The organism is Acidovorax sp. CF316 (assembly GCF_000276605.1).
Taxonomy (GTDB): Bacteria; Pseudomonadota; Gammaproteobacteria; order Burkholderiales; family Burkholderiaceae_C; genus Acidovorax.
Genome location: NZ_AKJX01000248.1, coordinates 1 through 4,881 on the forward strand (window position 1 = coordinate 1; position 4,881 = coordinate 4,881).

Genomic DNA, 4,881 nt, shown 5'->3' on the forward strand with positions numbered 1-4,881 from the left:
CGGGCGCATGCCGCTGTCGAACACCCTGGCAGACGCCATGCTGGAGATGCTGGAGCAGGCCGAGCGCGGTGTCTACGCCTCGCCCGAGATGCAGTCCGCCCAGCCCCTGCTGGCGCTGCAGCACGCCTGGTCGGCCCTGCCCACCCCCAGCCGCCTGGTGGCCGAGACCCTGCACACGCGCGAGGGCTGGCACCTGTACCTGTACCCGCTGGCGGGCCGCCTGGTGCACCTGGGCCTGGCCGGGCTGCTGGCCTGGCGCGCGTCGCAGCAGGTGGCCAACACCTTCTCCATCGCGGTCAACGACTACGGGCTGGAGCTGCTCTCGGCCAAGCCCATCGCCTGGGCCACGCTGCTGCCCCGCATCCTGGGCGAGGGCACGCCCACCACCCTGGGCAGCGGGCTCGAAGAGGAGGTGCTGGCCAGCCTCAACGCCACCGAGATGGCGCGCCGGCGCTTTCGCGAGATCGCGCGCATCGCCGGCCTCATCTTCCAGAGCCACCCGGGCGAGCAGCGCAGCAGCCGCCAGCTGCAGGCCTCGTCCTCGCTGTACTACGACGTGTTCGCCCAGTACGACCCCGACAACCTGCTGCTGGCCCAGGCCCGCGCCGAGCTGCTGGCCAACGAGCTGGACATGGAGCGCCTGGCACGCACCTTGCGCGGCATGCAGGCACAGACCCTGTCCATCCATGCGCTCACGCGCCCCACTCCCTTTGCCCTGCCCTTGATGGTGGAGCGCTTTCGCGAGCGCCTGAGCACCGAGACCCTGGCCGACCGGCTGGCGCGCATGGTGCAGGCGCTGGAGCAGGCGGCCGACGACACCACGGGCACCCACGAAGCCGATAATCCGGTGGACCCGGCCGACATGGCCTGGGACATGCCCGACGGGGCCACCGCATCGCCCCGGCGCGCGCGCCGCGGCGACGCCCAGGAAACACCCCGCCGGCCCCGCAGACGCCACGGATTCTGAGCCCAGCCACCCCGCCCTTGCTGAACGACGCCGCCCCGACCTCCACGCCCCCAGGCGCCCATGCCATCACCCTGCCTGGCGGCACGGTGCTGTGGCTGCTGCCCCAGCGCGCGGTGGTCTGGCCCGCCGCGCGCATGGCTTTCGTGGCCGACGTGCACTTCGGCAAGGCCGCCACCTTCCGCCGCGCCGGCCAGCCCGTGCCGCACGGCACCACGGCCGACAACCTGGCCCGGCTCGACGCGGTGCTGGCCGTGACGGGCGCAGAGCACCTGGTCTTCCTGGGCGACTTTTTGCACGCGCGCAGCGGCGCCGACGAACCGCTGTGGGCCCAGCTGCTGCCTTGGCGCGAACGCCACGGCTCCGTGCAGATGACGCTGGTGCGCGGCAACCACGACCTGCATGCGGGCGACCCGCCGGCGGCACTCTCCATCGCCCTGGCCGACGAGCCGTGGCGGCCGTTGGCGGATGCCGAGGTGCTGGCCTGCCACCATCCCCTGGCCGTTGCCGGCAGCACCGTACTGGCGGGCCATCTGCACCCCACAGTGACCCTGTACGGCCTGGCACGCGATGCCGCGCGCCTGCCCTGCTTCGCCTTCACGCCGGGACTGCTGGTACTGCCGGCGTTCGGGGCGTTCACCGGGACGTCGAGCCAGTCGATTGCGCCGCAGGCGCGGCGGTTTGCGGTGATGGGGGATCGGGTGATGGAAGTCCGTGCTCCTGGCTAAGACTTTCTCCGAGAGTCTCAACCGCATACCATAGGCGCCCGATCTGCACTGCAGATCCCATGGAGACCCTCCAATGACCACGCAGGATGAACTGGAAGACCAAGCCTACGAGGCGTGGGATGCGGAGCGGTATTCCGATGCATTTAGCCTTTTCCTCGCTGCCGAGGCGCATGGCGCCCGGATAGTCCGGCTGAACATCGGCTATTGCTTCGACGAAGGCCTTGGCACGCCTCCCAGCAAGTACCAAGCGCTCGCTTGGTACCGCCGAGCCCATGTTGCAGACCGACGAAGTGGATCGGCAGCTTCCAATATCGCACTGGTCATGCGAAAGCGCGGTGCCCACGGCAGTGCTTTCCGCTGGTTCCAGAAGTCGGCCGTCCGCCGCGACGGAGATACCTATGTCGACTTGGCCAAGTGCTACCTCACAGGCTTGGGAGTTACCCGCTCGGCTCCTTTGGGTCTGACCTTGCTGCGGCGGGCCATCCGATCCAAACACATCACTCCTGCGGCACGCGAAGAGGCCCAGTCACTGCTACGCGCACAGGGCGTGCTATTGAGTCTGAACTACCGGCGGCCCTGAGATCGCCCAGACATTCGTGGCCGCGCGTGATATCCAACCCGCTGCCCGTTGGCCCTTGCGGCAATGAGGCTTTTCGGGTTTGGCGCCGCCCGATTTCGGTGCGAAACCACTTCCGCTATAGGCAACGCATTAAAAATTTTCGCCTACCCGTCGGTAAATTTTGCATTGTGGAATTCGATTGCAAAAACCGGGGCCCGATAAAGCGCCAAAAGACGAGAATGCGAGAGCATTCGCGTTTGGCCCCTGCCATACCCCGGCAAAGGGCATTTACACACTCGTTTCGTGAGACAAGCCATGACGACCCAGCAACCGACCATCATCTACACCCTGACCGACGAGGCACCTCGCCTGGCCACGGCTTCCTTCCTGCCCATCATCCGTGCCTTTGCCGCACCGGCCGGCATCAACGTGGCGGAGTCCGACATCTCCGTGGCCGCCCGCGTGCTGGGCGAGTTCCCCGAATTCCTGAAGGAAGAGCAACGCGCTCCCAACACCCTGGCCGAGCTGGGCAAGAAGACGCTGCAGCCCGACGCCAACATCATCAAGCTGCCCAACATCAGCGCCTCGGTGTCGCAGCTCAAGGCGGCCATCGCCGAGCTGCAGGGCAAGGGCTACGCACTGCCCGACTACCCGGACCAGCCCAAGGACGACAAGGAAAAAGAGATCAAGGCGCGCTACGGCAAGTGCATCGGCTCTGCGGTGAACCCCGTGCTGCGCGAAGGCAACTCCGACCGCCGCGCGCCCGCCGCCGTGAAGAACTACGCGCGCAAGAACCCCCATTCGATGGGTGAATGGAGCCAGGCATCGCGCAGCCACGTCTCGCACATGCACCACGGCGACTTCTACCATGGCGAAAAGTCCATGACGCTGGACCGCGCCCGCGAAGTGAAGATGGAGCTGATCACCAAGAGCGGCAAGACCATTGTCTTGAAGCCCAAGGTCGCGCTGCTCGACCGCGAGGTGATCGACAGCATGTTCATGAGCAAGAAGGCGCTGCTGGAGTTCTACGAGAAGGAAATCGAAGACGCTCGCAAGACCGGCGTGATGTTCTCGCTGCACGTGAAGGCCACGATGATGAAGGTGTCCCACCCCATCGTGTTCGGCCACTGCGTGCGCATCTTCTACAAGGACGCGTTCGCCAAACACGCCAAGACGTTCGACGAGCTGGGCGTGAACGTGAACAACGGCATGGTCGACCTGTACGCCAAGATCGAGACGCTGCCCCAAAGCCAGCGCGACGAGATCAAGCGCGACCTGCACGCCTGCCACGAGAACCGTCCCGAGCTGGCCATGGTCGACTCGGCCAAGGGCATTACCAACTTCCACTCGCCCAACGACATCATCGTGGACGCGTCCATGCCCGCGATGATCCGCAACAGCGGCAAGATGTGGGACGCCAACGGCCGCCTGAAGGACGTGAAGGCCGTGATGCCCGAGTCGACCTTCGCCCGCATCTACCAGGAGATCATCAACTTCTGCAAATGGCACGGCGCGTTCGACCCCAAGACCATGGGCACGGTGCCCAACGTGGGCCTGATGGCGCAGCAGGCCGAAGAATACGGCTCGCACGACAAGACGTTCGAGATCGCCGAAGACGGCGTGGCCAACATCACCGACCTGGTGACCGGCGAAGTGCTGCTGTCGCAGGACGTGGAAGCCGGCGACATCTGGCGCATGTGCCAGGTCAAGGACGCCGCGATCCGCGACTGGGTGAAGCTGGCCGTCAACCGCGCCCGCAACTCCGGCATGCCCGTGGTGTTCTGGCTCGACTCGTACCGCCCGCACGAGGCGCAGCTGATCACCAAGGTCAAGATGTACCTGCACGAGCACAACACCACCGGCCTGGACATCCAGATCATGAGCCAGGTGCGTGCCATGCGCTACACCCTGGAGCGCGTGATCCGCGGCCTGGACACCATCAGCGCCACCGGCAACATCCTGCGCGACTACCTGACCGACCTGTTCCCCATCATGGAACTGGGCACCTCGGCCAAGATGCTGTCCATCGTGCCGCTGATGGCCGGTGGCGGCATGTATGAAACGGGCGCCGGCGGCTCCGCCCCCAAGCACGTGCAGCAGCTGGTGGAAGAGAACCACCTGCGCTGGGATTCGCTGGGCGAGTTCCTGGCGCTGGCCGTGTCGTTCGAGGACCTGGGCATCAAGACCGGCAACGCCAAGGCCAAGATCCTGGCCAAGACGCTGGACGCCGCCACGGGCAAGCTCCTGGACAACAACAAGAACCCCTCGCCCAAGACCGGCCAGCTGGACAACCGCGGCAGCCAGTTCTACCTGGCCCTGTACTGGGCCCAGGAACTGGCCGCGCAGACGGACGACAAGGAACTGGCCACGCGCTTCGCCTCGCTGGCCCAGGAACTGACGGCCAAGGAAGAGACCATCGTGGCCGAACTGGCTGCCGTGCAGGGCCAGCCCGCCGACATCGGCGGCTACTACCAGCCCGACGTGGCCAAGCTCGACAAGGTGATGCGCCCGAGCGAAACGCTGAACAAGGCGCTCGCTGCTGCGGCCTGATGAAGTGGAGCACCCCCTGAGTCGCTTCGCGCCTTCCCCCTCTCTCATATTGCTTCGCAATCTGGGAGGGGGACGCCCCC

3 protein-coding genes and 1 pseudogene are annotated in these 4,881 nt (G+C 66.2%); all 4 read left to right on the forward strand.

The genetic code is table 11. The annotated features are described in order from the left end of the window. Positions 1-967, forward strand: a pseudogene (locus PMI14_RS28625) (DNA ligase-associated DEXH box helicase); the annotation flags it as partial. Positions 968-984: 17 nt separating this feature from the next. Next, on the forward strand, positions 985-1,692 hold the full coding sequence (pdeM, locus tag PMI14_RS28630) for a ligase-associated DNA damage response endonuclease PdeM (protein ID WP_007860192.1): 708 nt from the start codon (positions 985-987) through the stop codon (positions 1,690-1,692). A gap of 73 nt (positions 1,693-1,765) precedes the next feature. Continuing rightward, a complete protein-coding gene (locus PMI14_RS34460; protein ID WP_007860194.1) occupies positions 1,766-2,272 on the forward strand; it encodes a tetratricopeptide repeat protein in 507 nt (168 codons plus the stop codon). A 294-nt stretch (positions 2,273-2,566) separates the two neighbouring features. Then, positions 2,567-4,801, forward strand: a complete 2,235-nt coding sequence (locus tag PMI14_RS28635; protein WP_007860196.1) for an NADP-dependent isocitrate dehydrogenase — start codon at positions 2,567-2,569, stop codon at positions 4,799-4,801. The last annotated feature ends 80 nt before the right edge of the window (positions 4,802-4,881 follow it).